The sequence below is a fragment of the Paraburkholderia dipogonis genome (genome assembly GCF_042680985.1).
GTDB lineage: Bacteria > Pseudomonadota > Gammaproteobacteria > Burkholderiales > Burkholderiaceae > Paraburkholderia > Paraburkholderia phytofirmans.
This window is the reverse complement of the sequence record NZ_JBHUFR010000045.1, coordinates 161,225-184,163: the sequence shown is the minus strand read 5'-3', so window position 1 is coordinate 184,163 and position 22,939 is coordinate 161,225. Positions and strand designations below refer to the sequence as shown.

18 protein-coding genes and 1 pseudogene are annotated in these 22,939 nt (G+C 55.7%); 3 read left to right on the top strand and 16 right to left on the bottom strand.

Annotation, left to right across the window (positions count from 1 at the left end; genetic code table 11):
* Nucleotides 1-118: 118 nt before the first annotated feature.
* The 9 genes and pseudogenes from ACFSNN_RS39430 to ACFSNN_RS39390 all read right to left on the bottom strand — a co-directional run.
* A pseudogene (locus ACFSNN_RS39430) lies at nt 119-264 on the bottom strand (IS3 family transposase); the annotation flags it as partial.
* Between the two features lie 433 nt (nt 265-697).
* Entirely contained in the window at nt 698-997 is a 300-nt protein-coding gene (locus tag ACFSNN_RS39425) for an AzlD family protein (protein ID WP_134465206.1), read from the bottom strand.
* Nucleotides 994-1,728: an AzlC family ABC transporter permease gene (locus ACFSNN_RS39420; RefSeq protein ID WP_134465640.1), complete on the bottom strand. Its 735-nt coding sequence runs from the start codon at nt 1,726-1,728 to the stop codon at nt 994-996. The genes ACFSNN_RS39425 and ACFSNN_RS39420 overlap by 4 nt, the downstream gene beginning before the upstream one ends.
* Before the next feature lie 239 nt (nt 1,729-1,967).
* Nucleotides 1,968-2,906: a LysR family transcriptional regulator gene (locus ACFSNN_RS39415; protein ID WP_134465207.1), complete on the bottom strand. Its 939-nt coding sequence runs from the start codon at nt 2,904-2,906 to the stop codon at nt 1,968-1,970.
* A gap of 133 nt (nt 2,907-3,039) precedes the next feature.
* Nucleotides 3,040-3,741 (bottom strand): ABC transporter ATP-binding protein, encoded by a 702-nt coding sequence (locus ACFSNN_RS39410; RefSeq protein ID WP_134465208.1) that lies wholly within the window; start codon nt 3,739-3,741, stop codon nt 3,040-3,042.
* Entirely contained in the window at nt 3,741-4,514 is a 774-nt protein-coding gene (gene livG / locus ACFSNN_RS39405; protein WP_134465209.1) for a high-affinity branched-chain amino acid ABC transporter ATP-binding protein LivG, read from the bottom strand. The genes ACFSNN_RS39410 and livG overlap by 1 nt, the downstream gene beginning before the upstream one ends.
* Complete coding sequence (locus tag ACFSNN_RS39400) at nt 4,514-5,785, bottom strand: high-affinity branched-chain amino acid ABC transporter permease LivM (RefSeq protein WP_134465210.1); 1,272 nt, start codon at nt 5,783-5,785, stop codon at nt 4,514-4,516. The genes livG and ACFSNN_RS39400 overlap by 1 nt, the downstream gene beginning before the upstream one ends.
* A 10-nt stretch (nt 5,786-5,795) precedes the next feature.
* On the bottom strand, nt 5,796-6,722 hold the full coding sequence (livH, locus tag ACFSNN_RS39395) for a high-affinity branched-chain amino acid ABC transporter permease LivH (RefSeq protein WP_134465211.1): 927 nt from the start codon (nt 6,720-6,722) through the stop codon (nt 5,796-5,798).
* Between the two features lie 168 nt (nt 6,723-6,890).
* Nucleotides 6,891-8,009 carry a branched-chain amino acid ABC transporter substrate-binding protein gene (locus ACFSNN_RS39390; RefSeq protein WP_134465212.1) on the bottom strand — a complete coding sequence of 373 codons (1,119 nt, stop codon included), beginning with the start codon at nt 8,007-8,009 and terminating at the stop codon, nt 6,891-6,893.
* 878 nt (nt 8,010-8,887) lie between these two features.
* Between ACFSNN_RS39390 and ileS the strand changes: the two genes are divergently transcribed.
* Complete coding sequence (gene ileS, locus ACFSNN_RS39385) at nt 8,888-11,728, top strand: isoleucine--tRNA ligase (protein ID WP_134465213.1); 2,841 nt, start codon at nt 8,888-8,890, stop codon at nt 11,726-11,728.
* A 144-nt stretch (nt 11,729-11,872) separates the two neighbouring features.
* On the top strand, nt 11,873-12,457 hold the full coding sequence (locus ACFSNN_RS39380; RefSeq protein ID WP_134465214.1) for a TetR/AcrR family transcriptional regulator: 585 nt from the start codon (nt 11,873-11,875) through the stop codon (nt 12,455-12,457).
* Between the two features lie 163 nt (nt 12,458-12,620).
* Here ACFSNN_RS39380 and ACFSNN_RS39375 read toward each other — a convergent pair whose 3' ends face one another.
* The 6 genes from ACFSNN_RS39375 to ACFSNN_RS39350 all read right to left on the bottom strand — a co-directional run bounded on the left by ACFSNN_RS39375 (nt 12,621) and on the right by ACFSNN_RS39350 (nt 20,841).
* Nucleotides 12,621-13,556 carry an electron transfer flavoprotein subunit alpha/FixB family protein gene (locus tag ACFSNN_RS39375; protein ID WP_134465215.1) on the bottom strand — a complete coding sequence of 312 codons (936 nt, stop codon included), beginning with the start codon at nt 13,554-13,556 and terminating at the stop codon, nt 12,621-12,623.
* A gap of 25 nt (nt 13,557-13,581) precedes the next feature.
* The gene (locus ACFSNN_RS39370; protein ID WP_134465216.1) at nt 13,582-14,331 is read right to left on the bottom strand and encodes an electron transfer flavoprotein subunit beta/FixA family protein; all 750 of its coding nucleotides are present in this window, start codon (nt 14,329-14,331) and stop codon (nt 13,582-13,584) included.
* Nucleotides 14,332-14,455: 124 nt separating this feature from the next.
* Nucleotides 14,456-16,261 (bottom strand): methyl-accepting chemotaxis protein, encoded by a 1,806-nt coding sequence (locus ACFSNN_RS39365; protein ID WP_134465217.1) that lies wholly within the window; start codon nt 16,259-16,261, stop codon nt 14,456-14,458.
* Between the two features lie 80 nt (nt 16,262-16,341).
* Nucleotides 16,342-17,493 carry an acyl-CoA dehydrogenase family protein gene (locus ACFSNN_RS39360; RefSeq protein WP_134465218.1) on the bottom strand — a complete coding sequence of 384 codons (1,152 nt, stop codon included), beginning with the start codon at nt 17,491-17,493 and terminating at the stop codon, nt 16,342-16,344.
* Between the two features lie 155 nt (nt 17,494-17,648).
* Nucleotides 17,649-18,683, bottom strand: coding sequence for a zinc-binding dehydrogenase (locus ACFSNN_RS39355; RefSeq protein ID WP_134465219.1), 1,035 nt, complete (start codon nt 18,681-18,683; stop codon nt 17,649-17,651).
* 136 nt (nt 18,684-18,819) lie between these two features.
* On the bottom strand, nt 18,820-20,841 hold the full coding sequence (locus tag ACFSNN_RS39350; RefSeq protein WP_134465220.1) for an oxidoreductase: 2,022 nt from the start codon (nt 20,839-20,841) through the stop codon (nt 18,820-18,822).
* A gap of 291 nt (nt 20,842-21,132) precedes the next feature.
* Here ACFSNN_RS39350 and ACFSNN_RS39345 point away from each other — a divergent pair, with 291 nt between their 5' ends.
* Nucleotides 21,133-21,657 (top strand): MarR family winged helix-turn-helix transcriptional regulator, encoded by a 525-nt coding sequence (locus ACFSNN_RS39345; protein WP_134465221.1) that lies wholly within the window; start codon nt 21,133-21,135, stop codon nt 21,655-21,657.
* 174 nt (nt 21,658-21,831) lie between these two features.
* On the opposite strand, the gene ACFSNN_RS39340 is transcribed toward ACFSNN_RS39345, so the two are convergent.
* Nucleotides 21,832-22,626, bottom strand: a complete 795-nt coding sequence (locus ACFSNN_RS39340) for an enoyl-CoA hydratase-related protein (protein WP_134465222.1) — start codon at nt 22,624-22,626, stop codon at nt 21,832-21,834.
* Between the last annotated feature and the right edge of the window lie 313 nt (nt 22,627-22,939).

Sequence of the window (22,939 nt, the reverse complement as noted above, 5' to 3'; positions counted from 1 at the left end):
AGCAACCGCAGACTATTGCCGCACACAGAGCAACAATGCCACTAAAATTAGGCTATTGGTATGAGATTAATGAAATTTTCCGAAACGGGGGTGCGGCTTAAATCTTGGACTGGTGGTTTTATGCTGCGATTCCGAGACTCCCCCGGTATTCAAGCGGGCTGAGAGAGCCGAGCGAGACCTTAATCCGCTGCGCGTTATACCAGCGGGCCTTCGCGAGGTACTTACGATGTAGGAGTCAACTACCTCAATGAATTGCTCAACGGTCTGGTCCGGAAGTTTAGAGGGCGAGATCGTCATGACTTTTGTATTGATTGGATCAGTCGGGCCCCTCGTCTAGCTCGTGCCGCACGACCGAGTGGGGGCCCCTCAGGACGGAAAGCCGGTGAACTGAGTTGCATCCCACTGAACCGGATAGCCTTCAGCTTTAACGCTTGATATAGGACTCGTTTGCCCGAAAGATCTCTAAGGATGGTTAGTTGGACCTGATACCAGAACAAGTTTTGTGATTTGTCTGGTGCACTCCCCCCGATGTTGTTTGCGCGTGCATCACTCGTACCTTCGATCTAGCTGCCAAGATTGCGAGGTGGAGATGACAATACTCGGCCTCGCCGCCAGCCTAGCTCCCCGACCGAGCGTGCACCTCTGCAAGCGCGGCTGGATATCCTCAACTGATTTCGCCCCACTCGACAAATCAAAACTAGCCCAATATTTGTCGCAATAAAGCTGCAGAAACGATACCCGTCATCACCGTCGGAAAAATCGACAGGCGCGTAGCCGCAATCAACGTAATCGCAAGCGACAACAAGTCAGCGGGGTTAGTCGATGCGAAGTTTGGCGCGATTACTGAGATCAAAACGCATCCGGGCGCAGCCTCCATAACAGCCATCGTTCTGGCATTCAAGGTTCGATTTCTCAATAAAAGATAACCTCCAACCCGCGTACCATAAGTCACCAAGGCCATGGCGATTATCGTCATCAGCGTTGTCAGGTCAATCATTTCTCCACCCCAAGAACATATGCACTTACCACTCCAGCAGAGGCTCCTGCCGCTACGTACCATGCACCGGGAATCAGCAAATATGTAGCCACTGCCGCTAAGAGACTAACTAACCACGGACGCGCTGCACGATAGCCCTTCCACATTCCCCGCAAAATCACGAGAAAGACGGCGGGAAACGCCATGTCGAATCCGTACCGATCAACATCGCCCAACGTAGGCCCGATTACTGCACCGACCGTGGTGAAGGCGACCCACGTCACGTAGAGTGACGCTGAGCACCCCACATAGTAGAGAACGCTGAATACACGACGTTTGACGTTCGATGAACTCGCCTCGGCATCAGCCAATCCCATGGCCCAGCTTTCGTCGCACATCAGGAAGAGCGCGGTCATCGCGCGGCGCTTTGACAAGCGTGCGAGATACGGTGTGAGGGTTGCCCCCATCAATATATGGCGGCAATTGAGCAGCAATGTGATGGCTGTGATCAGCAGCACATGCGGTGGCGACGTCCACAGGCCGACAGCCGCAAATTCCGATCCCCCGGCAAAATTCAACCCCGTCATCAACGGGACCTCAAATACGCTCAATCCCTTCTGAATAGCCTGCGCACCAAGAACCAACGCAAACGGCACCATCGCGGCGGCCATAGGGAGGGAACGGATCAATCCCCTACGAAATTCATTGAAACCTTGCCCGGGGCTCCCCTGAACCGCACACGCCTGAGACATTTCCACAGCAAACTCCTTGCTTCACAACAGTCAGATATCGCGAAACATTCTATGCCTTTACGATTGGAATTTGCGGTCTTTATTGCTCAACCCTACTTATCTATTGGCATCGTGATCAGTTATCGACTTCACGATTGGCATTCGATGCCATCGCGACTTGACCCTCTTGTCGAGAGCATGCCCTCTCATGGCAGGTGTGACGGATATCAACCCCGCGCTAAGGGGTCCGCAAACCAGCTTCACGAGAATCCAAGCTGGAGTGCCTTTTCCTGATCGCAAGCCAGCATGGCCGGCAATGTCTCAGATAAGAAATCGACCCATGTGCGTATCTTTGCGTCGATATATCGACGTGATGGGTACAACGCGAACACGTCAATCCTCTGCGACCGATATTCGCGCAAGATCCACTCGAATTCGGTACTGAGTAAGCCACCGACAGCTGAGTGCAGGGGTATTAACCCGACGCCGAGCCCCTCCCGTACCGCCGACACGAGTGCTTCTGTGGTATTGACCTCAAGGCTCGGCTTACCCAAACGGATGCTCTGCTCATCAGCCTCCCCCTCGAGGACCCACGCGTCGCCAACAAAAGCGCAGGTGTTTAGCTGGAGGCAACTGTGGTTTCGCAGGTCTACCGGGATTTGAGGGATACCGTGTCTTTCCGTGTAGGACCGAGATGCACACACGATACTGAATGTGGTACCGACCTTTTGTGAAATCAATCCAGAATCGGGCAATTCCACAGCCGCCGCGACGACGGTGTCATACCCCTCATTTACGAGGTCGGGTAGACGCTGCCCTAACGTTAGCTGGACGTGCACCTCCGGATAACGGCTTCGGTAGAGTCCTATGGCCTTGACAATGTAGTGTTGACCTAGTCCGGTCGGCGCATAGATTCTGAGATTACCTGATGGTCTGACTTGTGATTCCCTTGCCTCCGCTTCCGCCTGGTCGATAATGGCGAGAATCTCGTTGCATTGCTCGAAATATCGTTGACCAGCCTGGGTCAGCGCAAGTCGACGCGTACTCCGATTTAATAAGCGTGTGCGCAAACGATTCTCAAGCTGGGATACAGCTCGTGACGCACGCCCGGTTGCTATTTGCATGACTTCAGCCGCCGCCGTGAAACTGCCAGTGTGGGCAACACGAACGAACACGCGCATGCTGTAGATGGTGTCCACGTACCGTCCTAGCAGTGATCACGCGAATCGCTATTCGTTCGTCGACCCACACCCCGTTCCGGCTTTGCGACGCGCCCCCTCAGCAAAATCATGCTTTCTGGACACACCAAACATAAAAACGTGAATACGTGTCTCATGCACCGAGGTACGCCTTTCTGATACGGTCGTTGGCCAACAGATTCCTGCCTGTATCTGCCAGCACCACTTTCCCCGTTTCGAGAACATAGCCACGATCGGCCACCTGCAAAGCCTTGCGAGCATTCTGTTCAACGAGAAACACCGTAACCCCCTCGTCGCGGATCGCCCTGATGATGTCAAAAATCTGCGAAATGACCAGCGGCGCGAGCCCGAGGGTGGGCTCGTCAAGCAACAAGAGACGGGGCCGACTCATCAATGCACGCCCGATTGCGAGCATTTGCTGTTCACCGCCAGACATCGTTCCGGCCGGTTGCGCGGAACGCTCTTTCAGCCGTGGAAATAGCCGAAAAACGTGATCGATACCCGCGTGGACTTCATCCTTGCTTGCAAAAAATCCACCCATCTTGAGATTATCGAGCACGGTGAGACTCGGGAAGACACGCCGCCCCTCAGGTGAAATCGCGAGCCCCTGACGCATAATCTCATGCGTCTTGAGGCCCGCAATATCGTGCCCCTGGAATATCACACGCCCGCTCGACGCACGTGGGTTGCCGCAGACGGTCATCAATAGTGTCGTCTTACCGGCACCGTTACTGCCAATCAAAGTGACAATCTCGCCCTCGTTGACCTCAATGGAAACCCCCGACAGCGCCTCAATCGCTCCGTAATGCGTGTGGACCCGTTCAAGTTTCAGCATTATTCCTCTCCCAGGTATGCTCTGATCACACGCGGATCGGTACGGACCTCCTCCGGTGTGCCGGTCACGATGGGACGTCCTTGCTCCATAACGAGAATCCGGTCTGATACGCCCATCACGAGGCTCATATCATGCTCAATGAGCAGCACCGAGACGCCAAACTCCCTTCGCAACTGTTCGATAAGTTGCTGTAAATCGATCTTCTCCTGAGGATTGAGACCGGCCGCCGGTTCGTCGAGCATCAAGAGGCGGGGGTTTGTGATCATGCAACGCGCAATCTCGAGGCGGCGCTGGAGTCCATACGAAAGTGTTCCAGCCGGACGGTTCGCAACCTTCAACAGCTTCATTCGCTCAAGCCATTTAGCAGCACGCGCGAGTGCTTCCCTCTCCGCCTTCCGATATCCGGACGTCGCGAAAAGCCCGTGAAGAAGTCCGGATTTCACCTGCCGGTGCTGGGCGACCAATAGATTCTCAACGACCGTCATCGACCTGAAGAGCCGAATGTTCTGAAATGTGCGCACCAGTCCCTTGCGGGCAATCTGGTGACTCGAAGCGCCAGCAATCTGATGCCCATCAATGATGACGCTACCTGAAGTTGGCCTATAGAATCCGCCGACACAGTTGAACACCGTTGTCTTACCGGCGCCATTCGGGCCAATAATCGCGAATACTTCGTTGCGGCGAACTTCGAAGCCGACTCCGTCGACCGCCAGTAGTCCACCAAACCGCATCTCCAGGCCCTTCACCTGCAGTACGTCTGCATGTGCCGTCATTACTGCAACTCCACGTGTTGGCGGATTGCCGGCAAAAGCCCCTGTGGTCGCCACATCATCATCAGGATCATCACAAGGCCAAATATCAGCATCCGGTACTCTGCGAAGCCGCGAGCGACTTCCGGCAAGACAGTCAAAAGAATTGCAGCAAGGATCACACCCAGTTGGGAACCCATGCCACCGAGCACGACGATTGCCAGAATGAGTGCGGATTCTATAAAGGTGAACGACTCCGGGGTCACAAGCCCCTGACGTGCCGCGAAGAACGCACCGGCTAGGCCGGCGAACGATGCGCCAAGAGTAAACGCAGACAGTTTTATGCGGGTCGGATTCAGGCCAAGTGAGCGGCAAGCAATCTCGTCGTCGCGCAGCGCTTCCCACGCGCGTCCCATGGGCATGCGGATGAGACGTCCCGTCACGAACAACGTGATTCCCACCAGAAAGAGCGCGACCAGATAGAGGAAAATCACCATGTGCTCGCTGCGATACTCGAGGCCGATGAGTTCGTGGAAAGTCTTCGCGCCCTCTACCGTTGCACTTCTGGCCATTTCGAAACCAAACACAGTTGGCTTTGCGATACCAGAAATCCCGTCCGGACCGCCCGTCAACCCGGTGAAGTTGTTGGCCAGCAATCGGATGATCTCTCCAAAACCAAGCGTGACGATTGCGAGGTAGTCACCGCGCAGTCGCAACACCGGGAACCCTAAAATAAATCCGAATAACGCAGATGCCGCTGCGGCCAGCGGAAGGCACTCCCAGAAACCCAACCCAAAGTGCTGATTCAAGAGCGCATAGGTATAGCCACCGATCGCGTAGAAGCCTACATAGCCGAGATCAAGCAATCCCGCAAAACCGACGACAATGTTAAGTCCCAGCCCGAGAATCACATAAATCAGCGCAAGCGTCGCAACATCAACGGATCCTCGTTCACCGAAAAATGGCCATACGAGACCGATTCCAAAAAGCATCCACACTATGATCCGTTGCTGCCGTGCATTGAACGCAGGAAAAGCAGGCATACGTACACGATTGCTTACGTACGCAAATCCTGGCCTGGATAGCTGAAATACAAAGACAACCAGCATTGCAATCCACACGGGGCGCCAATGCGACTCCAACACTACCCGATAGCCTTCAAGCTTTAGCTGCAGGCCAAGAATCGGAGTTGTCAGAACGGCAGTGAGAACGGAAGCTGTGAGCGCGCTCTTCAAGGACCGCGCGAACGTATCGCCGATTAGCGGGGTGCTGACGGGGGTAACGATGTGACTCATCTACAACTCCTCAAACCTTCTCGACATCTGACTTACCCAGCAACCCAGTCGGCCGAAATAGCAGGATGAGAACAAGGAGACCGAAAGCGACCACGTCCTTGTACTCGGCCGGCATGTAGCCCGAAGCCAAGGTTTCTGCGAGACCAAGCAAGACACCACCCAGCATCGCACCCGGGATACTTCCGATTCCGCCGAGCACGGCAGCCGTGAATGCCTTAACGCCTGCGATGAACCCGATGTACGGATTCAGCTTCCCGATGGTCAATCCAATCAGAACGCCACCCACCGCAGCTAGCATCGCACCCAGGACGAAGGTGAAAGAGATCACCCGATTCGTATCGATTCCAAGCAGATTGGCCATGTTCATGTCCTCTGCGCAGGCGCGACATGCCCGGCCCATCCGTGAGCGGTTGATATAAACCGTCAGAGCAGTCATCAATACGAGCGTTACCCCAACGATCAATAGTCGTGAATACGGCACGGTCACATCAAAGCCGCTTCCAACCCTGATATCGAACGCACCTGATATCAGTACTGGGACTGAGACATCACGCGCCCCCTGCCCTATCTGTACGTAGTTTTGCAGAAAGATCGACATCCCGATCGCCGAAATCAGCGGCACAAGACGAGGTCCTCCGCGAAGCGGTCGGTATGCGATGCGCTCAATTGCAAAGCCGTAGAGTGCCGTCACAACAACAGAGGTGATCAATGCGACGCCGAGCACTAACGGAAGCGGATACCCTGACGAAGTACCGATCGCGGTCAACATTACAAGCCCGACATACGCACCGATCATGTAGATCTCGCCGTGTGCGAAATTGATCATGCCGATGATGCCGTAGACCATCGAATAACCAATGGCGATCAACGCATAGATGGCGCCCAGCGTCAGACCATTGACCATCTGCTGAGCAAACTGCGGAAAAAATTCGTTCATACGGAAACCTGCTGTTCTGAGCTCGCCCAGTTGCTAGCTAGCCCAAACTTCGCCACTTCCACGCCCGACGCCTGCGGATTGGCGTGAACAGATTGGCGCCTGCGAACGGCGACATGCCGGTATGCAGGTGCATGGTGACAAGCGAGTCGGGCCCAAGAGTGATGTCGATTAGTTTGCCGCCGTCTTCGTCGCGTCCTGATGCCACTTATAGACTACGAACCGGAAGGCTTTCAGGTCGCCCTGCGCGTCGTAAGACACCTTGCCAATCGGGGTATCGAAGGTGTGTTGATGCATGTACTCGGCGACTTTTGTCGGATCTGTGGACTTTGCGCCCGAAACCGAATCGGCGATGATCTTGATGGCCGCATATGCTGGCATCTGGAACGGCCCGTTCGCATCGCGCTTTTTGTCAGCAAACGCTTTCATCACGCCGGCATTGGCGGGATCAGTACTGAAGTCTGCTGGCAGCGTTACAAGCATCCCTTCCGACGCAGGCCCAGCAATCGCAGTCACGTCTTTATTACCCACGCCTTCAGGGCCCATGAATTGAGCTTTCACGCCCTGCTCGCGAGCCTGACGCAACAGAAGCCCCATCTCAGGATGGTAGCCGCCGAAGTAGACGAAATCGACGCCTTGCGACTTGAGCTTGGTGATGATCGCTGAATAGTCCGAATCGCCAGCGTTAATCCCCTCAAAGATCACGACTGGTATCTTTGCCGCCTCCAAGTCCTTTTTCACTGACGACGCGATGCCTTGACCATACGACTGCTTGTCATGGAGCACAGCAACCTTGCGTGGCTTGACCTTCATGATGATGTATTGAGCAGCGGCCGGGCCTTGCTGGTCGTCACGACCTATCGTACGAAAGATGAACTTGCGCTTTTTGCCTTCGGTCAACTGCGGCGCGGTCGCCGACGGCGTGATCATGACAATGCCTTCGTTCTCGTAAATGTCAGAAGCCGGAATCGACGAGCCTGAGCACAGGTGACCAATCACATACTTGATTCCCTGACTCACAATCTTGTTAGCGACCGCCACTGCCTGCTTGGGCTCGCAGGCGTCGTCCATGAAAACAACGTCGATTTTGTTTCCGTTCGCGCCGCCATTTGCATTGACTTGATCAATCGCCGTGAGTACACCCGCTTTTACCATATCACCGTATTGCGCAACCGAGCCGCTCATCGGACCGGCAACAGCGATCTTTAAAGGTTCTGCGTGCACTGGCGCACCGAAGGTAATCAGCGACGCTGAAATCGCTGCAAGGTAAAGCGAAGACGTGAGTTTCATAGGCCCGGCAAAGCTGAAATGGATATGGATCTGGGTGCGAATAGACCTCCCAGGCATTACCACCCGGGATTATTAAGCTTCTAACGCACATGGAAGCGAAAACTAGATGAGCCTGGCTGGCAGGCTTTTACAAGAACGGATACGTGGCTACGCTAGAGCGGCCCTCGGATCGAATCACAGCTCTAAAGCACGAACGCTTACCCGTCGTATCAGGCTCGGTCCTGCGTCAACATGGCGTCCGATCTATGGATTCCACGATGCCGAAACTATGTCGATGGCCAATCTAAATGTTCTGCTTGTCGAATTTAATAATTGATTCGCGTAGCTTGCCCATATTGTCCCCAACACATTTTTGCGGCGGCGACCTCCGCCTGCAACAGGAGGTAATTTATATCATTTCCTGTGGCATGCGATTGCGTTTCCGCCTCATTTTCGAGCCAATTTAGCAGTAAACTTCACTATTATTATATTTATCGGCATTCCATGCCAATTTCCTATCAGGGCACATCTGCGGGGGTACGTAATACGTGCGCACACGACGCATCCCATCAATATACTTACCTGTATTGAAAGGATACGGAATCGGTCCAGACACCCGACCAGAGTCCAAATAAACTGGAAAACCATAGGCGGAGCGTCTTTCTCCCCCATACAAAAGGCCTACCCCTTCCATCGACACGCTCGACAATTAACGTCATGATCATGATATATTTGAGGTTGCCTCCTCGCACAGCTAGCCAGCTGTGCCGGCACTCAACCACATCTCGAAAACGGGTATGAGCGGACACCGGCTCATGCTTACGCGACTCGTGACGTGCGGAGCGGACCTACCAGAGATCCAACAGACGACGCTACGCGCCCATTCGAAGCAGACACCCATGACTGACAAGCAACGCCCCGATTACCGTTCAACGCTGAATTTGCCTGACACGCCTTTCCCAATGCGTGGCGACCTCGCAAAACGTGAGCCGGGCTGGGTACACGATTGGGAAGACAAGGGCATTTATAAGTCCCTCCGCGCAGCCCGACGCGGCGCACCACTGTTTGTGCTCCACGACGGACCTCCATATGCGAACGGCGCGATACATATGGGTCACGCCGTCAACAAGATACTCAAGGACATCATCCTGAAGGCACGTCAACTCAAAGGCTTCAATGCGACGTACGTGCCCGGCTGGGATTGCCATGGTCTGCCTATCGAAAACGCGATCGAGAAAAAGTATGGCCGTAATCTGAATCGCGATGACATGCAGTCAAAGGGACGCGCCTATGCTGCAGGGCAGATAGCGCAGCAGATGACTGATTTCAAACGTCTCGGGGTGCTGGCCGATTGGGAAAATCGCTATGCGACGATGGATCCCGTAAGCGAGGCTGGCGTCATCCGGGCATTCAAACGCGTGATCGAACGCGGATTCGTCTATCGCGGGTTGAAGCCCGTTCACTGGTGCTTTGACTGCAAATCGTCACTTGCAGAATTCGAGATCGAGTATGCCAACAAGAAGAGCGACGCGCTCGATGTTGCATTCCTATGCGCTGAACCTGAACGTCTGGCGAGTGCCTTCGGCTTGACCAGCCTTCAGAAGGAAGCGTATGCGGTTATCTGGACTACAACAGCGTGGACGATTCCCGCCAACCAGGCACTCAATGTCAACCCAACTCTCGAGTATTCACTGGTCGACACCGAGCGCGGCTTGCTTGTACTCGGTGCATCGCTTGTCGAAAAGTGTCTGGTGCGCTATGGCCTGACGGGAAAAGTACTTTCGACGGTCACTGGCGAGAAACTCGGCGGCATCCACTTCCATCATCCGCTCGCGCACATTCATCAGGGTTACGAGCGCCGAAGCCCGGTATACCTCGCAGACTACGCCACAGCCGATGACGGCACAGGTGTCGTACATAGCTCAGCGGCATACGGGGTAGACGACTTCAACACGTGCGTTGCGCACGGCATGAAGTACGAAGACATCCTGAATCCTGTACAGACCAACGGATCGTACGCGCACGACTTTCCACTTTTCGGCGGCCAGAGTATCTGGAAAGCCGTGCCGGAGATCATCGAGGCTCTGACCAACGCCCGGCGACTGTGCGCCGCCGAAACGATTACACACAGCTATCCGCATTGCTGGCGACACAAGACGCCTGTGATTTATCGTGCTGCGCCGCAATGGTTTGTTCGCATGGATGATGGGGAAGGTATCTTCACCACAGACAAGGCACCGCGCACGCTCCGGCAGTTGGCTCTTGACGCAATCGATCAAACTGGCTTCTTCCCCGAAAATGGGCGCGCCCGATTGCGCGACATGATTGCCAACCGTCCCGACTGGTGCATCAGTCGTCAGCGAAACTGGGGCGTCCCTCTACCGTTCTTCCTGCACAGCGACAGTGGCGAGCTGCACCCTCGCACGATGGAAATTCTGGACCAGGCTGCGCAAATCATCGAAGACGGTGGGATTGAATCATGGAGCCGCGTCACGCCCGAGGAAATTCTAGGCGAAGAAGAGGCGAAGCATTACATCAAGAGCAGCGACATTCTTGAGGTATGGTTCGACTCGGGATCGACCTTCTGGCATGTATTGCATGATCAACATCCAGATGGGTATCACAAGGAGGGGCCGGAGGCAGACCTTTATCTTGAAGGTCACGACCAGCACCGTGGCTGGTTCCACAGTTCATTGCTATTGTCCTGTGCCGTCTTTGGCCGTGCCCCATACCGTGGTCTGCTCACACATGGTTTTACGGTTGACAGCCAAGGCCGAAAAATGAGCAAATCGGTGGGCAATGGGATCGAGCCTCAGAAAATCAGCTCGACACTGGGTGCGGAGATCGTCCGTTTGTGGGTTGCGTCCTCGGACTATGCCGGCGATATCGCCGGGGACGACAAAATTCTCGCGCGCGTAGTTGACGCCTATCGCCGCATTCGCAACACGTTGCGCTTTCTGCTCGCAAACACTACCGACTTCAATCCTGCGAACGACACCGTGCATTTTGAGCAACTACTCGAAATCGACCGTTGGGCACTTTCACGTGCCTCGGAATTTCAGCGTGAGATGTTGCAGCACTATGAGGTATTTGAATTCCACCCGGTGGTCGCCAAACTTCAGGTGTTCTGCTCGGAAGACCTTGGCGCGTTCTATCTCGACGTCCTGAAGGATCGGCTCTACACGACAGCCGCAAAGTCCCACGCACGCCGCTCCGCTCAGACGGCGCTGTGGCATCTCACTCATGCGATGTTGCGCTGGATGGCGCCGTATCTTAGCTTCACGGCCGAAGAAGCATGGAAGGTGTTCGCACCCGACACATCGCCATCCATTTTTACCGAAACGTTCTGGAACTTCCAACCAGTTGACGAGACGTTGCTATTGAAATGGAAACGCATCCGTGAAATACGCGATTTTGTGAACAAAGAGATTGAAGCGGTGCGCTCCGACGGAAAAGTCGGCTCGTCATTGCAAGTCATGCTCACGATTGCTGCTGAGCCCGCTGACCTCGCCTTGCTTGAGTCATTGGGAGATGACCTGCGCTTTGTTATGTTGACGTCGAACATAAAGCTGGTGATGGCCACCAAGCTCGCCACACAGGTCGCGCCCTCGGGGGCAACGAAATGCGATCGATGCTGGCACTGGCGCGATGACGTTGGCCGAGATCAAACTCACCCGACGATCTGCGGCAGATGCACCAGCAATCTCTTGGGCACTGGAGAGGCGCGTGTATTCGCTTAAGTCCAACGTGTCACTGAGACCGTCGGCAGTTTGTTCGGCTGCACATCATTCTTTCCACTGACGCTCAGGGGGGCATCGGGAAAGCAGGCCAGATTTCCGTGAAACACCCCGTCAACAGGCTCATCGACCGCCATGTGAGGCTTGATGCACACCGTTAATAGAGCAGACCTCCTTACCGATGCGGAGAGATTGATCCGTACACGCGGCTATCTGGCGTTCAGCCTCGCCGAGCTTACGACTGGAGAAGCCGCAGAAGCCAATGGTTTTGCGAGCAAGGAAGATCTTTGCACTTTGCTAATCCGGCACAAGGTCGAGCGCGCAGAGTCCGCCCTCCGCGACGTCAGGCTCGAATTTCAGGACGCAGAAAGCCGCCTGATCTCCTTTGCATGCCTCTTTTTCGAAGATTTTGAAGAAGGCATTCCTTCGCTTTCACATGCACTGGCGGCCGCGCGGTCCGAAATACCGGTTTCCGTGCGCAACCAGATCGCACGATTGTTTCGTCTACAGCTTAACTGGATTCAGACGGTTGTGAAGGAACATTGGGTATCCAATGCCAACCCAGCGACCATATCGTCCGAACATGCTGCTCATCTGCTCATGTGTGCATTGGAGGGTGACGCCATCACGGAATGCGCACTCGGCGCTCCCGAACCCACCGCTACCGGCTTTATCCAGGCACTTATGTTGCTCGGAATCAGTGCCAGTCAGGCGCCTTCTACCACGAATTGACGATGCAATTCGGCGCTCACGCGTGCCGCGTATCGGTTTCCCCCGTTACACAACCCGGAGGAAGCATGTCCGTATTAGCGCGTAGTTTCGCGCGTATCTACGGCGAACCGACGTGCGAGCCCATCCCGCCAAGTCGGTTCGCGCTGTGACACCGATCTGTGGTCTATGCCAATGCGACCGTGAATTCCGGCACTACGTCGAACAAGTCACCGACCAGACCGTAATCCGCGACGCTGAAAATCGGCGCTTCTTCGTCCTTGTTGATCGCGACGATGACCTTCGAGTCCTTCATACCGGCCAGGTGCTGGATCGCGCCCGAAATGCCAACCGCAATGTACAGTTGCGGCGCGACGATCTTGCCCGTTTGGCCGACCTGATAGTCGTTCGGCACGTAGCCTGCGTCGACAGCGGCACGTGATGCACCCATGGCTGCGCCCAGCTTGTCAGCCAGCGGCTCCAGAACCTTGGTGTAGTTCTCGCCACTGCCCAGACCACGTCCAGCCGACACAATGACGTTCGCCGACGTCAGCTCCGGGCGGTCGAACTTCGTCACTTCGCGACTCACGAATTGCGAGATGCCTGCGTCAGCCACCGCTTCGACCCTCTCTACCGATGCCCTGCCGCCTTCCGCTGCCGCCGGATCGAAGCCCGTTGCACGCACCGTGATGACCTTGACCGGATCAGCCGATTGCACGATCGCAATCGCGTTACCGGCGTAGATCGGGCGCTCGAACGTGTCGGCGGAATCGACTGCTGTGATGTCGCTGATCTGCGCGACGTCGAGCTTCGCGGCGATGCGCGGCGCGATGTTCTTGCCGTAGGCAGTCGCGGACGCGAGGATGTGCGAATAGTCCTTCGCGATGTTCAGCACCGTTGCCTCGACGTTTTCCGCGAGGCCTTCGGCCAGTTGCGGCGCGTCGACCAACAGGACCTTCGCCACGCCTGCGACCTTCGCCGCCGCATCAGCCGCACCTTGCGCGTTGTGACCAGCGATCAGCACATGAACGTCGCCGCCGATCTTCTGCGCGGCAGCCACCGTGTTCAGCGTCGCTGCCTTGATCGACGCGTTGTCGTGTTCAGCAATTACCAGAATCGTCATTTCATTCGTCTCCGCGTTCCGTAGATCAAAGTACCTTGGCTTCGGTCTTGAGCTTCTCGACCAGCGTCTTCACGTCGGCCACCTTCACGCCAGCCGAACGCTTCGGCGGCTCGCTGACTTTTAGCGTCTTCAGACGCGGCGTGACATCGACGCCCAGGTCTTCGGGCTTCACGGTTTCCAGCGGCTTCTTTTTCGCCTTCATGATGTTGGGCAGCGTGACATAACGCGGCTCGTTCAGGCGCAGATCGGTCGTGACGACTGCGGGCAGCTTGAGCGACAACGTTTCCGCGCCGCCATCGACTTCACGCGACACCGTTGCCTTGCCGTCAGCCACAACCACCTTCGATGCAAACGTCGCCTGCGGCAGATTCGCCAGCGCAGCCAGCATCTGGCCCGTCTGGTTGGAATCGTCGTCAATAGCCTGCTTGCCGAGAATCACCAACGAAGGCTGCTCCTTGTCGACCAGCGCCTTCAGCAGCTTCGCCACAGCCAGCGGCTGCAACTCTTCATCCGATTCGATCAGGATGGCGCGATCCGCGCCGATCGCCAGCGCCGTGCGCAGCGTTTCCTGACATTGCGCCACTCCCGCCGACACGGCGATCACTTCCGTCGCCACGCCAGTTTCCTTCAGACGCACAGCTTCTTCGACGGCGATTTCGTCGAACGGATTCATCGACATCTTCACGTTGGCGATGTCGACACCCGTGTTGTCCGACTTCACACGAACCTTCACGTTGTAATCGACCACGCGCTTTACCGCTACGATAACCTTCATCAATTCACTCCAGGGTTTTTACCTGATTTATCGCAATTCATGCTTCCGAACGTCGCATCGCTCAAAGAGGCGAAAGTCTTCATCGGGCGACCATGCCTGACTATGCGTACAATCGCCTTTGACCTTAAGAAATCCTGAATTGGTCCACGGCGGATGCCAAATCTGTAGCCTGCGTCTGTAGCGCAGATGCGGCAGCCGCCGATTGTTCAACCAAAGCTGCGTTTTGTTGAACCATTTCATCAAGCTGGGAGACTGCGCGGTTAATCTCATGGATACCACGTGTCTGTTCATCTGCAGCATTCGAGATTTCATTCATGATGGTCGTAACGTTGGAAACTCCTGTGACAATGTCATTCATCGTCTGCCCGGCCTGATGAACGAAAGCCGCACCTGAGGAAACACTGGCAACGTTTGAATCAATCAATCCTTTGATCTCTTTGGCCGCCTGCGCACTTCGCTGCGCAAGCGTACGCACCTCACCCGCAACGACAGCAAACCCGCGCCCCTCTTCTCCGGCTCGTGCGGCTTCAACCGACGCATTCAGCGCCAGGATGTTAGTTTGAAAAGCGATACTGTCGATTACGCCGATAATATCGCTGATCTTACTGGAGGCGCCTTCGATCTCGTTCATAGTCGAGACGACGTTTGAAACCACTGAGCTACCGCGCTGCGCAGAATTCGAGGCCATGGCCACGGTCTCGTTGGCTTGACGTGCGGCGTTTGCTGCCTGAGTAACGGTCGACGTGATTTCCTCCATCGACGCTGCTGTCTGTTGCAGATTCGCGGCCGCCATCTCCGTTCGTCGTGAAAGGTCATGATTGCCCGATGCGATCTCGCTTGCTGCGTGACGTACAGCGTCGCTAGCTCCTTTAATGCGCCGAATCACGTCGCCCATCTTCCCGATGAACGAATTGTAAGAACCGGCAATTTGAGCCACTTCATCGCGCCCAGCTTCCGGTAGACGCACAGTAAGGTCCCCGTCACCCAAGGCGATCGCTTCCATCGAATCCCGCACTCGAGCGAGTCCTCGAAAGGTCACGGCCGTGACAGCACTTACTACAGCTGCGGCAATTGCAACCATCGCGACAAGCGATGTCAATGAGACCAGCATCAAAGAGCGAATACCCGCTGTAGCCTCAGACTTGTCGAGCGCAACGACTGTGAACCAATCGGTACCAGGGATTGCTCGCGCCCGGACAAGCTTGGCGGAGCCACCAACGTGCACCTCGAGTGGTCCGACCTCTGCACTAGCTGCAGAAGCAGCGAGTGCATCAACGGTCAGGTCAGGCATGAGGTCGGACAGCGGCTTAAGGGTCAGCTTCTGGTCGGCATAAGCAACAATGTGCCCATCCCTATCTACGAGCATTCCAAAGCTCGCTGGCGTTGGATGGATAGACTTGACGTTTGCTACCACTGCGTCCATCGAGACATCGCCGGACACAACCCCCTTCAAAGAACCATCGCGCAATATTGGAGTAGCAAACGTGACTACAAGTTGCCCAGTTGCAGAGTCTACATACGGCGGTGTAACGACAGCATGCCCCGCTTCTGCAGCCAGGCGAAACCACGGTCGGGTCGTCGGATCGTATCCAGGTGGAACGCCCGTTGAGTCAGAAAATCTGGCAGTTCTGTCAGCATAGCCGGCATACACGTTCTTGAATCCGCCCGCCATCGCGAGTCGCCGGAAGACGGGAACCGGGTCACTGCTCAATGCGACGTCTTCGGCCGATGAGACCATCCGACGCTTGGAAGCGACCCAGTCCTCGATACCGGCTTCGTGACCAGTCAATACTGCCGTAAGGCTTTGATTTGTGGCATCGCGGTTGTAGGCGCTCGCGACAAAGTAGTTCAACGCCGTGTTGATCGCTAAAGCGCTTGAAACAATAGCGACTGAGGCAAGGAGAATCCTTGAACGAATCGATGTAAGCATGTCAGCTCTTGGCGTTGATCGTCAGCTAAATCGGAAGATCTCTTAGGGTCACGCTATTCGTGCCAGTGCCTCACCTTAAGTCAGCTGGCGTCACGGATCATATTGCGCGCAATCACGAGTTGCTGTATCTGCGTCGTACCTTCGTAAATGCGGAAGAGGCGCACATCGCGGTAGAAACGCTCGACGGCATATTCGGATACATAGCCCGCGCCGCCATGAATCTGCACTGCGCGATCCGCAACGCGACCGCACATCTCTGATGCGAACAACTTGCAGCACGACGCCTCTGTCGAAACGTCTTCCTTATTGTCCCGCCGACGTGCAGCGTCGAGCACCATCGAACGCGCAGCGTAGATTTCCGCGCGGCTGTCGGCGAGCATCGCCTGCACCAGCTGGAATTCAGCGATAGGCTGGCCGAACTGCTTGCGCTCCATCGCATAGCGCAACGCGTCGTCGAGCATGCGCTCCGCCGCGCCTACGCAGATCGCGGCGATATGCAGCCGGCCTTTATCGAGCACCTTCATCGCGGTCTTGAAGCCGACACCTTCCTTGCCTCCGATGATGTTCGCCGCCGGAACACGGCAGTTCTCGAGGATCACGTCGCAGGTATGTGCACCCTTCTGCCCCATCTTCTTGTCATTTTTGCCAAGGGACAGACCGGGCGTGCCCTTTTCGACGATGAATGCAGAAACGCCCCCCGCTCCCTTGATGCCCGGATTCGTGCGCGCCATCACCGTGTAGATGCCCGCTTCCGGTGCGTTGGTAATGAAGCGCTTGGTGCCGTTGAGCACGTAATGGTCGCCGTCGCGCACAGCCGTCGTGCGAAGCGACGCCGCATCAGACCCGGAGCCGGGCTCAGTCAGGGCGAACGAAGCTAGCAACTCGCCCGACGCAAGCTTTGGCAGGTAGTGGAGCTTCTGCTCCTCGGTGCCATCGATGATGATCCCTTGCGAGCCGATACCGTTGTTCGTACCGATCAGCGAGCGGAACGCGGGCGAAGTTCTTGCGATCTCGATAGCCGCGAGCACTTCCTCTTCCATTGTCAATCCGAGTCCGCCGAATTCCTCAGGGATCGTGAGCCCAAACAAACCGAGCTCTCGCATTTCATGAACGATATCGAGGGGAATTTCGTCCGTCTCCGCCACTTCATTTTCGGCGGGCATGAGACGTTCGCGCACAAAGCGCGACAACGAGTCGAGAAGAATGGTGAGTGTTTCCTGATCGCGAATCATAATGTTCCTGCTAGTCTTGATGTGGCTCCGTTGACCACTAGTCACCACGCGGCTTTGATTGTCCGTGCGGATAGCCCGCAGCCGGCCTTACGAGGTCTGCGTATTTGCTTACGCGTTTCGTAAGCCAACGATTGGTCAGTAGTCGACCAGCGAAGTCACTCGCTGATGGCAATGGCAACCTTTCCAAACTGGCTGCCCGACGCCAAGCGGTCGAGTGCCACGTGAATATCCTGTAGCGAATAGTGCGAATCGATCACGGGTCGTAGGGAATTTCGCGCTACAAATCCCAACAAATCCCTGTACTCGTTAAGGCTTCCGAGTGTTGACCCGAAAATCTGCAACTGACGGATAAAAATACGACGCAAGTCGGCATATGGTTGGTCGCCTGATGTGGCTCCGCACGTAACAATGCGACCGCCTCGGGCAAGAGACCTCAACGCGTTGGTCCAGACAGCTTGACCAACATTTTCAATCACCACATCCACGCCCCGCCCGTCCGTGGCTGCCATGACCGCCTTGGCGACATCCTCGACTTCACTATGGACTGCCGCGTCCGCGCCCATTTTCAATGCTCGTTGCAATTTCCCGGGATCACGCGATGTGACAATAGCGCGACCGCCTGCCAATTTGACCAACTGCAGCGCGGCTAGCGAGACCCCACCGCCGATTCCAAAGATTAGTACCGTTTCCCACGGCTTGAACTGTGCCTTGGTGAAAAGCATGCGCCAGGCTGTCAGATGGTTAACTCCCAAAGCCGCTGCCTGTGCAAAATCGAGCGTTTCGGGCATTGGAAACACGTTGGCCGCCGGCAAGCAGATGTAGTCAGCAAACGTTCCATCACGATGTTCACCGATATACTGGATTGACGCACACAGGACAGATTCTCCACGCTGGCAATACTCGCAACGTCCGCATGCGATTCCAGGGTGGATGACGACGCGTTGCTGAGGGGACAACACAGTCTCTGAGTCGTCAACTTCCAGGACAATGCCCGATCCGTCCAGTCCCAAAATCTGAGGGAGGCTGTGCGTAATACCGGCTCCGCTGTCGCGCATGTACAAATCGATGCGATTAAGGGTTGCTGCTCGCAATTGGACAAGCACTTCGCCAGGTTTCCGGATCGGCATCGGGCTTTCACCGACCTTGACCACTTCATTACCACCATGGCCAGTGATGTATGCCGATTTCATATGGCATCCAAATTTACTGTAGCTGTCTCTTGGCTTTAAGCGACTTCGAGAACCTGATTATTACGACCGCTCGAAAGACCGCGAATTTCGCGTCACCCATGCTTGTCAGAATGAGCGCCGCGATGGCGACAACCGCCTATAGGGAGACTGCCAATCGCGTTGCCTGGTCAATGGCACGGAGAGCGTCTAGCTCGCTCGCGACGTCAGCTCCGCCAATGAGCTTTGGATTCAGTCCGCGAGCCTTGATCTCATCATAGAGCGTGCGATTCGAATTTTGGCCTGCACAAAGCACCACATGATCGACTGGCAGAACGTGCGAGGTCCCGTCAACCGTGTAGTGCAGCCCTTCGTCGTCAATCGCGTTGTACGTAGCCCCGGCTATCATCGTGACACTGGCCTTACGCAATCGTGCCTTTAGAATCCATCCGGTAGATTTCCCCAGTCGCTTTCCGAGTGGTTCGTCTTTGCGCTGGAACATATGGACACTTCGACGGGGCTTGCCATGGCTACGGCCTGACGTCAGCCCTCCATGACGAATGTTCTCCGGATCAACGCCCCACGCGCGGAAGAACGCGTGCCTGTCGAGCGACTCCTCTGCGTCGCCCAGCAAAAATTCGGCGACGTCGAAGCCGATGCCTCCTGCGCCGATGATAGCTACACGCGAACCCACCACGACCTTACCGGTGAGCACATCGACGTAGGTGACGGCCTTGAAGTGGTCAATACCAACGAAGTCGGGGACACGTGGCGTCACGCCGGTTGCCAGGATGACTTCATCGAAACCTCCCGCAACAAGTTCATCAGCCGACGCTGGCTCGCCTAGTCGTACGGTGACACCGAGTTTATGAAGGCGCACATTGAAGTAGCGCAACATTTCATTGAACTCAGCCTTCCCCGGGACTTCTTTCGCCATGTTCAGTTGGCCGCCCAGGCGCGACTCGGCTTCGAACAAGGTCACTTGATGTCCACGCTCGGCTGCATTGATTGAGAAGGCCATACCAGCCGGACCACCACCGACGACTGCGAGCCGCTTAAACGTGGACGCCTTCCCCATCGGGAACTCAATCTCCCGACCCGCGCGCGGGTTGACGAGGCAAGTCGCGGTTCTCTCGGTGAAAATACGATCCAGGCACGCCTGGTTGCAACCGATACATGTGTTAATTTCGTCGACAATGCCGAGGCGGGTCTTTTTCGCGAAATCGGGATCAGCTAGCAGCGGTCGCGCCATTGACACGAGGTCGGCCGCGCCGGACGCAATCAATTCCTCCGCAACCTCGGGCGTATTGATTCTGTTCGAGGCCATCACCGGGATCGAGACAGCCTGTTTGACGTTGCGAATCGCCTCACGCCACGCAGCCCGAGGGACGGATGCAGCTATGGTAGGCACCGCAGATTCGTGCCAGCCGACTCCTGTATTGATCAGGTCCGCACCAGCCGCTTCGACCTGCTTTGCGAATTCGGCGATTTCCGATGCGGGCATCCCGCCATCCATCAAGTCGATGGACGAAATCCGGTAGATGAGTAACGGGGCTCCGCCAAGTCGAGCACGAACGGCGCGCACCACTTCGAGCGGGAACCGAATCCGCCCCTCGAAGCTGCCGCCGAATTCGTCATCGCGCTGGTTGGTTACCGCTGCAGTGAACTCATTGATCAGGTATCCCTCTGACCCCATCACCTCGATCCCGTCGTAGCCGGCTTCTATCGCCAGCTCTGCGGTATTAACGAAGTCCGCGATTGTTCGCCACGCCTCTTCATTGTTCAATGCATGCGGCGAAAAGGTGTTGATTCGGGCTTTGCCACTCGACGGCGCGACGCAATGCGGTACTTTGGCGTATCGACCGGCGTGGAGAATCTGCAGGATGATTTTTCCTCCTGCGCCATGGACAGCCTGAGTGACAAGACGGTGCTCTTCAATCTGCGACGCGCTGTTGAACAGTGGGCCGCCCTCCTCCATAACTCCTTCGGGGTTGGGCGAAAAACCACCACCAAGGATCAACCCAATCTCGCCGGCGGCACGCGTTCCATAGAACGCGGCGAGGCGCTCGTGGGGGCGGTCAAGCGTCTCCAGTCGCGTATGCATCGCGCCCATGACCATTCGGTTAGGGAGCACAGTGGAGCCGACATTAAGTGGGGTCAGAATCCTGTCAAAGTTCGCCATGGGGATGTCTCGTCATGTTGTATTGCGTCGTAGAGACACTTTAGGCGAGGCACACATTTACGTCAACATCTTGATATATATTTTCGGCAAATTCCGGTGCCTGAGCCGGTATGATGTACAATAAGCATTCGAATCAACTTTGCCCATATCACGTAACTGTCGCATTGGACGTGCAACGCATGCGACGTTGCGCAGCTAGGAATCAGCAAGTTGAGTCTTTTGGTCAAGCGGCACCTTAGAATAGGCAAACAATGCCCAGAGCCGCGCCCCGGCGCGATTCCCAAACCAGCCATGACAAACTTCGACGCTTCGTACGATCAATCCGTTTCGTCCATCCACAACCGTCTGTTCTTTCGACTGTTCCAGGCGGGCAACACGCTTGATAGACAGACCAGCAAGGAACTGGGCATAACCACGGTTCAATGGTCAGTCCTGGGTGCGTTATCGCGCCCACAAGTCGCCGACGGAATGTCCTTCTCTGATCTGGCCGACTATCTCGTGGTCAGTCGCCAAAGTCTCGACGGTGTATTGAAACGACTGGAGCGCGAGGAGCATGTAGTGCGCGTCACAGATACAGTTGACAGGCGCGCGAAGAAAGTCGTGTTGACGGACAGTGGACGGGAGTTTTGGGACAGTTTGCAGCCAAAAATCTACGAGTTCTACCGGCAAGCACTCGCCAGCTTTCGATTTGACGACAAAGTCTCGCTTGTTCACTTCCTTAACCAACTTAATAAAGGCATGGACGGCGTGAAGCTTGACGAAGGTGGCTCGGTCAACGCCTCAAACAATCTGGCTGATGTCGACGCTCACAGATGAGTCCACGACTCACTCGCAAATTTCGCGAATGATAACTTCGACCGCTACTAACGACGGACCCATGCATGGCGAGAAGAATTGACTGATGCATGGCAATCGGCACATCGACGGCTTGACCCCAGTGAAAGTGTAGTGTGGCCGGCTGGCAATAAACATCATCAGACGGCCAGCTTGTTATTGCCCCGTGAACTGGGGTGCCCGCTTATCTAGGAATGCCTGAACACCCTCCTGGTAGTCTTGCCGCCACCCCATTTCCCGAATGGCCGTTGCTTCCATCGACAATTGTTGTTCCAAGGTATGCCCGCGAGCAGCGTAGACAAGTTCGCGGGTCCGTACAAGAGCTCTGGTTGGCAACGTAGCCACATGCGCAGCAAGTTTGTCGGTGCCCGCAACAAAGTCTGCATCATCCAGTGCTTGCCAAATCAATCCCCACTCCGCTGCTTTCTCGGCCGGGAGTTTATCTGCGAGATACGTAAGGCCGATCGCGCGCGCGGTTCCTACCTTATTTGCCAGAAACCACGTGCTTCCGGTGTCAGGAGTCAGACCAATCCTAGAGAACGCCTGAAGAAAATAGGCGGACTTAGCAGCAACGACAATATCGCAAGCCAGCGCAAGCGAGGCACCACCACCCGCCGCAAGACCGTTCACAGCCGCGATTGACGGCACCTTCAGATTCTGAAGTCGCAGAACCAGGGGCTTGAAATGCCGCTCGACAATGGCACCGATATCCGGGAGCTTCCCGTCAACCGTGTGCATGGCCGGATCGTCCAGATCTTGCCCGGCGCAAAAGGCGCGACCGGTTCCCGTCAGTAGCAGCACGCGAACATCATGGCTGCGTTCAACCACATCAACTGCCTGACTCAGTTCAACGACTGTTTCTTCGTTGAGACTATTCAGTTTCTCAGGTCTGTTCAGGGTGATTCTCGAGACTCCGTCCTGGATCGACAGGACAAGGTTCTTAAAGTCCACTGTACATCTCCTCCATATCGCTTATCGGTAGCATCGCGCCGGGCGTCGTCAGCGCGACAGTTGCAACACCAGCACCGCCCCGCTCGCGAACGTTCGCACTCAGTCTTCCCAAAGCGTGCTCACCAGTTAAGAAAGGTGCCGCGCAAATCAACGCGCACACCGGGTTAAATGCATCAACGCACCCTATGTTGCATCTCGGTCCACATATATGTCAATATCATTGCACATTAAATCGGCGGTTGGTGTTTCAATTTGCCCAAATCGACGACATTTTTCCGATCGCAGCATCCCGTCATGATAGGTATATGACGTA